Here is a 6,000-nt window from a genome sequence, read left to right as displayed (position 1 = left end):
TAGGACCTCTTACTGCCGGGCAAACATACCCGAGCCGTCGGCGTGTGCCGCGCCGGGATGGGCCACGCGTGTCCCGTGTGCGGTGATCGGATCCGTTCTGCGCCAACGGATCCGACCGTTCGCCGGGGCAGCCTCGACCGTCCGGTGGCCCGATCTGAGGAATCCGAACGCATAGTCCCACCGCGAGTGGGTATGCAACGTTTCGACTGTCCCGACCTGGAGGTGACACCGTGACGGAGGTGATGGATCCGCGCGACCGGTCCGATCCCGCCGTACCCATGCCGGGCTGGCTGCCGGTCACCCCGACCGTCCACATTGAACACGTCCGGGGGATCGGGTTCCGGCAGCTGTCGGCGGTGGGCGAGCTGACCGGCGACGCCGTGTCGGAGCTGCGCCGCACCCTGAGCAGCCTGCTGACCCTCTACCCCCGGGTGGTACTCGACTGCGGCCGCCTGCGCGTCGCGCGCCCCGCGCTGCTGTCGGTGTTCTGCACCGCGCACGAACGCGCGGGTGGCTGGCCGCTGACCCGGCTGGCCCTGTACGGCCTGGACGAGGACACCGCCGGCGCATACGAGGAGTCCGGGTTGGGGGAGCGGGTTCCGCACCGGTCCGCGATGGCCGACGCGGTCGCCGCCCTCGACGAGCCCCCCGTGGTACTCCGGCGCAGCCGGTTGCTGCTGCCCCCGACCGCGGTGCCCGACGCCCGCGAGACGGTCGACGGCTGCCGGCAGGACTGGGGGTTGCCCCGAGATCAGGCAGTACGGGCCGCGCTGATCGTCGCGGAACTCGCCGTCGGCGCCAACGAGGCCGGCGCCGTACGCTCGCGCCTGGCCATGGAATGGCGGCCCGGTGCGGTCGGCGTGGCGCTCACCGAACGCCTCGCCGAACCCGTACCGGTGGGGGTGCTCACCGCTGTGGCGTTGGACGAGCTGGCCGGGACGTGGTCGAGTGGGCCGCACCGGTACGGCCGGCGAACGATCGCGACGATCCCGCTGTGAGCGTACGGGCCGACGCCCGCGGCGCCGCCGGTTCGATGCGGACCGTGCCGGGCCGTACGGTGAGCGTGCAGAGCAGGCCGAGCCGGCCGTCCCCGGTGAGCCGCCAGCCGGTGACCAGCCACCAGCGCGCGTGCGCGGGGTCGCCGCCGACGGTACCGGGGGAGGAGAGCGGTTCGACGGTGCGGGTGAGCCGCATCCGGGCCGGTCCGCCGGCCAGGCCGCTGCCGGACGGGTCGATGACGATGGTCTGGCCGGGCCTCGGGACGACCCGACCACGTGCGGGCGGCGTACTCCGGCGAACGGCGGGGCGGTCCGGGGCGGAGCGGCGGCGCATGCGGACTCCTGTCGTACGGGCGGCGGTGTCCGCGGCCGGCGCCGGTGCGACGTCCGCGGACACCGCGCCGGGCCCGACCCGTACGACCCGCCGCGTCGCGGCTGTTCGGTCTGGCCCCCGACCGCACCGTCGGGGCAGCGCGTGAATACCCGACCGCAGACCCACTCAAACATGCCGTACGGCAATATCTGTCGTACGACAACCATTTGACGACACCGTTTCCGTACGGTGAACGGCGGTTCCGTGCACCCGTCGCTCAGGCCACGCGCGGGTGCCCGGCCCGCGGCAGCGTCAGCGTCGCGACGGTGGTCACGACGAGGCCGGCCGCCGCGAGCAGTACGCTCCACCGCATCCCGGCCAGGAACGTGTCCGCACCCGCCACCAGCGCCCCGAAGACCGCCACCGCGATCGCCCCGCGGACCTGCCGGGCGGTGTTGAGCACGGCGGACGCGGTGCCCGCCCGGTCCGCCGGTACGGCGTCGAGCAGCAGCGCCGTCAGCGCCGGTACGGTCAGCGCACCGCCGAGTCCGACCGGCACCATCAGCGCCGCCACACCCCATACGTCGGTGTGCCCGCCCACGGTGAGCAGCCCGAGCAGCCCCGCCGCGCCGACCACCTGCCCCGCGATCATCGGTACCCGCGGGCCGAAACGCTCGGCGAGCCGCGCCGACGCCAGGTTCACCACCGCCACCAGCGCCGTCATCGGCACGAACATCAGGCCGGCGTGCAGTGCCGACTGCCCGCGCTGCTGCTGCAGGTACAGGCTGAAGAGGAACACGCCGCCGTAGTACGCGGCGTTGAGCATGAAGCCGATCACCAGCGACACCCCCACCACCCGCGAACGGAACAGCGGCAGCGGCAGCATCGGATGCGTGCCGCGGGCCTGTGCGGCGAGGAACACGACCGCCGCGACCACGGCCACCACCAGCGCCGCCACCACCCGCGGCCGGCCGAACCCGGTGGCACCGCCCTCGATCACGCCGTACGTCAGGGCGCCCATCGTGACGACCGCCGTCACCTGGCCGACCACGTCGAGGCGCGCCGGCAGCCGCGGCGACCGCGGTACCCGGGTGAGCAGCACGAGCGCCAGTACGGCCGCGGGCAGGTTCACGAAGAAGATCCAGCGCCAGCCGACGGACGCGGTGAGCGCACCGCCGAGTACCGGACCGGCGGCCACCGCGACCGCGCCGCCGACCGTCCACACCGCAATCGCGCGCGCCCGCTTCACCCGGTCCGGAAAACCCTGCCGGACCAGCGCCAACGACGCCGGCATCAGCACCGCGGCCGCGGCACCCTGAACGAACCGCGCCGCCACCAGTACGCCCAGGTTCGGCGCCAGGCCGCACGCCATCGACGCCACCGCGAACAGCACCAGCCCACCGCCGAACGCCTGCCGCGCCCCGACCCGGTCGGAGAGCGCGCCCGCGGACAGCATCAACGCGGCGAACACCAGCGCGTACCCGTCGACCACCCACTGCAGTCCCGCCATCCCGCCGCCGACGCTGCGCCCGATGTCGGGCAGCGCGACGGTCACGATCAGCGCGTCCAGCGAGATGAGGAAGAACCCCAGCAGCGCCGCACCGAGTACGAGGGACGGTCCGCGCCGCGCCCCGTTCGGCGCCGGCCCCACCGTACGGGCGGCCGGGGAGGGTGTGCGCGGCGACGTCATCAGAACACTCCGAAACGGTGAGACAGGGGTACGGCAGGGTGGCCCGCCGGGGGCGCGAGGTGGTGCGGATGGCCCGTGCGGGACGTTCCAGGGCACCGGTGCGGGCGCGGCCGGTCCGCGAAGGTCCCCGGTCCCCGGGTGCCGGGCCCGGTCGTCCGGCGGAGCCGGCACCCCGTCCGCGACGGGCGAACCCCCGAAAGGCCCACGCCGCGCGTGGAGGCCACCGCGCGAGGGCGACGGTTCGAACGGGCGGCGCACCGCCCGCCGGGCGCGAAGTGGCGTGCGGCTCAGGCGAAGTCGGTGGAGCGGGTGAGCTTCTCCCAGGCACCGAGTTCGGTACGGGCACGGTCGAGGTGGTCGGCGATCGCGTCGGCGGCGTCGCTGCCGAGCGGCAGGCGCAGCGGCGGTTCGTCGGCGTCGAGCGCGGTGAGGATGGCGGCGGCGGCCTTGGCCGGGTCGCCGGGTTCCTGGCCGCTCCCGCCCGGCAACCGGGTCCGTACGGGCCCGACCGTGTCCCGGTACGCGTCCGAGTCGGCGCTGGGCTGCAACTCCGCCGCGCCGGCGAACCCGGTACGGAACGCGCCGGGCTCGACGATGAGTACGCGGATGCCGTGCGGGGCGACCTCGGCGGCGAGCGCCTCGGACAGCCCCTCCAGCGCGAACTTGGTGGCGCAGTAGGCGCCGACGCCGGCGAACGCGAACCGGCCGCCCATGCTGGTCAGCTGCACGATGGCGCCGGAGCCGCGCCGCCGCATGTGCGGGAGTACCGCGCGGGTGAGGGCGGCGGGGCCGAAGAAGTGCAGGTCCATCAGGTCGCGCAGGTCGGCGTCGGCGGTCTCCTCGACCGCGCCGACCATGCCCCGCCCGGCGTTGTTGACCAGGACGTCGATGCGGCCGTGCCGGGTCGCGACGCTCTCGACCGCGGCGTCGACGGCGGTGAGGTCGGTGACGTCCAGCGCCAGCGTCTCCACCTGGTCCGGGTACGCGGCGACGAGGTCGTCGAGCGGCGCGGTGCGCCGGGCGGCGGCGACCACGATGTCGCCCGCGGCCACCGCGGCCTCCGTGATCGCCCGGCCGAACCCGCTGCTCGCCCCGGTGACCAGCCATACCCTGTTCATGCGCTGCTCCCTGCGCCGTGATCCGCCACGGTCGGCGGCTCGTGTGAACAACCTTGCAGCTCAGCCCCGTTGTCCGTCCAAGACCCGTTGTGATAACCGATGGTTATGGACGTTCACGGACGCGATCTGCGGTACTTCGCCGCGGTGGCCGAGGAGCTGCACTTCACCCGCGCCGCCGAGCGCCTGTACGTGTCGCAGCCGGCGCTGAGCAAGCAGATCCGGATGCTGGAGAAGCAGCTCGGTGCCGCGCTGTTCGAGCGCGACCGGCGCGACGTCCGCCTGAGCCCCGTCGGTACGGCCCTGCTGCCGTACGCGCAGCGCATCCTCGCGGAGTGGGAGGCGGCGCAGGGCGCGGTCGCCCGGGCCGTCGCCGACGGTGCCGCCGAACTCGTCGTGGGAATGAGCACCAGTCCGGGACGCGGGGGCGTACTGCCGGCGATCCGTTCCCGGTTCACCGCCGCGCGCCCCGACGCCCGGCTCCGGCTGCGGCACGTCGGCTGGCACGACGCGACCGCCGGACTCGCCGACGGTACGTGCGACGCGGCGTTCGTGTGGTTGCCGCTGCCCGACCCCGACCGGTACCGCTGGGTGGTGGTGGCGGAGGAGCCGCGGCTGGTCGCGCTGCCCGACACGCACCCGCTCGCCGAGCGGCAGACCGTGGACTTCGCCGACCTGCTGGACGAGCCGTTCCTCGCGTTGCCGGACAGTGCCGGGCCGCTGCGCGACCACTGGCTCGCCACCGACGCCCGTGGCGGGCGGCCGGCACGCGTCGGCGCCGAGGTGGCCAGCACCGAGGAGACGTACGAGGGGCTCGTCGCCGGGCTCGGTGTCGTCCTTCTGGCGGCGGGCAACGCGCCGCTGGTCACCCTCGGCGGGGTCGTCACCCGTCCGGTGCGGGGCATCTCGCCCAGCCGGTTCGTCCTCGCCTGGCGCGCCGACGACCGCCGCCCCCTGGTGCGGGAGTACGCGAAGGCGTGCGAGCTGGCGGCCGAGTCGATCGGTTGACGCGCCACCACGGCAGGAGATCGCTCAGCGGTCCGGCTCGGCGTACTCGCGCATCGCGGCGCCGATCGCGTCGAGCGCCTCGCGCACGGTGGCACGCTGCTCGTCGTCGAGCCGGTCGGTGATGGCGATGATCCGTTCGATGAGCGGGCCGAGCGCGGCGCGTACCTCGTCGCGTGCGTGGTCGGTGACGGCGAGCGTGACGCGGCGCCCGTCGTGCGGGTCGGCTTCGCGGCGCAGGTGGTCGGCGGCGACGAGCCAGTCGACGGGGACCGTCGCGGAGGCGGAACGGATGCCGAGCCGGGCGCTGCGCTCGCTCGTCGCGCCGCTGCTGCTGGTGGCGACCGTGAACGTGTCGTTCGCCGCGACCCTCGGCCTCTCCGCGCTGGTGTTCGACCACCTGCTGCACTTCCCGGCGCCGACCCCGCCGCATCGCTCGGCGTCGACTACAACATCCTCCTGATGAGCCGGGTACGCGAGGAGGCGCGCGTCGTCGGTACCCGTGCCGGCACCGTCGCCGGCCTGCGCGCCACCGGCGGCGTGATCACCTCGGCGGGCGTGGTGCTGGCGGCGACGTTCGCGGCGCTGGCGGTGATCCCGATCCTGTTCGTCGCCCAGCTCGCGTTCCTGGTGGCGTTCGGCGTCCTGCTCGACACCCTCCTGGTACGCACGCTGCTGGTGCCGGGGCTGATCATCGACATCGGCCGCCGCTCGTGGTGGCCGAGCCGGCTGTCCCGCCAGCGCGACAGCTGCGCCGGGCGCGTTCGAGCGCGGTTCTGGGGCGGGTCGTGCGGCGTGCCGGGCCTGACCGGTATCGCGGTCGTCGCCGGAATGCCGGTCGGGCCGGTGCGGCCGGGTGGCCGGGCGCCGGCGGATCAC

At 74.6% G+C, this 6,000-nt stretch carries 4 protein-coding genes and 1 pseudogene; 3 read left to right on the top strand and 2 right to left on the bottom strand.

Translation table 11 applies throughout. The features are described 5' to 3' along the window. Positions 1–230 precede the first annotated feature (230 nt). Positions 231–998 (top strand): STAS domain-containing protein, encoded by a 768-nt coding sequence (locus tag Aru02nite_RS17975; RefSeq protein ID WP_203658969.1) that lies wholly within the window; start codon positions 231–233, stop codon positions 996–998. Positions 999–1,588: 590 nt separating this feature from the next. Here Aru02nite_RS17975 and Aru02nite_RS17970 read toward each other — a convergent pair. Continuing rightward, positions 1,589–3,001 carry an MFS transporter gene (locus tag Aru02nite_RS17970; protein ID WP_203658967.1) on the bottom strand — a complete coding sequence of 471 codons (1,413 nt, stop codon included), beginning with the start codon at positions 2,999–3,001 and terminating at the stop codon, positions 1,589–1,591. Between the two features lie 287 nt (positions 3,002–3,288). Continuing rightward, positions 3,289–4,119 (bottom strand): oxidoreductase, encoded by an 831-nt coding sequence (locus tag Aru02nite_RS17965; RefSeq protein WP_203658965.1) that lies wholly within the window; start codon positions 4,117–4,119, stop codon positions 3,289–3,291. A 105-nt stretch (positions 4,120–4,224) separates the two neighbouring features. On the opposite strand from Aru02nite_RS17965, the gene Aru02nite_RS17960 reads away from it, so the two are divergent. After that, positions 4,225–5,124: a LysR family transcriptional regulator gene (locus Aru02nite_RS17960; protein WP_203658963.1), complete on the top strand. Its 900-nt coding sequence runs from the start codon at positions 4,225–4,227 to the stop codon at positions 5,122–5,124. A 304-nt stretch (positions 5,125–5,428) separates the two neighbouring features. Next, positions 5,429–5,859 (top strand): annotated as a pseudogene (locus Aru02nite_RS17955) (MMPL family transporter); the annotation flags it as partial. Between the last annotated feature and the right edge of the window lie 141 nt (positions 5,860–6,000).

It is taken from the genome of Actinocatenispora rupis, from assembly GCF_016861975.1.
In the GTDB taxonomy this organism is placed as follows: Bacteria; Actinomycetota; Actinomycetes; order Mycobacteriales; family Micromonosporaceae; genus Actinocatenispora; species Actinocatenispora rupis.
This window is presented reverse-complemented; position numbering and strand designations above follow the sequence as displayed.

Excerpts from the sequence above, each read along its gene's own strand:
- Aru02nite_RS17970 (WP_203658967.1), bottom strand. The coding sequence starts at position 3,001 with ATGACGTCGCCGCGCACACCCTCCCCGGCCGCCCGTACGGTGGGGCCG.
- Aru02nite_RS17965 (WP_203658965.1), bottom strand. The coding sequence starts at position 4,119 with ATGAACAGGGTATGGCTGGTCACCGGGGCGAGCAGCGGGTTCGGCCGG.
- Aru02nite_RS17960 (WP_203658963.1), top strand. The coding sequence starts at position 4,225 with ATGGACGTTCACGGACGCGATCTGCGGTACTTCGCCGCGGTGGCCGAG.